Source organism: Frankia sp. Mgl5 (genome assembly GCF_023242985.1).
Taxonomy (GTDB): Bacteria; Actinomycetota; Actinomycetes; order Frankiales; family Frankiaceae; genus Parafrankia; species Parafrankia soli.
This window is the reverse complement of record NZ_JALKFY010000300.1, coordinates 1-243: the sequence shown is the minus strand read 5'-3', so window position 1 is coordinate 243 and position 243 is coordinate 1. Positions and strand designations below refer to the sequence as shown.

General features: G+C 56.0%; 1 protein-coding gene. It reads right to left on the bottom strand.

Annotated elements, in window-relative coordinates:
• Positions 1–243, bottom strand: a 243-nt coding sequence (locus tag MXD62_RS09425; protein WP_248828979.1) for an aconitase family protein, incomplete at both ends; no start/stop codon positions are given.

Below are 243 nucleotides of genomic sequence, written 5' to 3'. Positions count from 1 at the left end.
ATCATACGCAGCGTCCTGATCGGTACGAAGCTGCTTCCATGCTTCTACGGCAGCCAGGAAATCTTCACCCTGCGGCACATGTCGTCTGCCTTGCAAATAAGCGAAGGTTGTTTCATCGGGTGCGATCAAGCCGGCGCGGGCACCTGCTTCGATCGACATGTTGCAGACGGTCATGCGCTCTTCCATGGAAAGGGTGCGGATCGCTTCTCCGGTATACTCGATTACATAGCCGGTCGCGAAGTC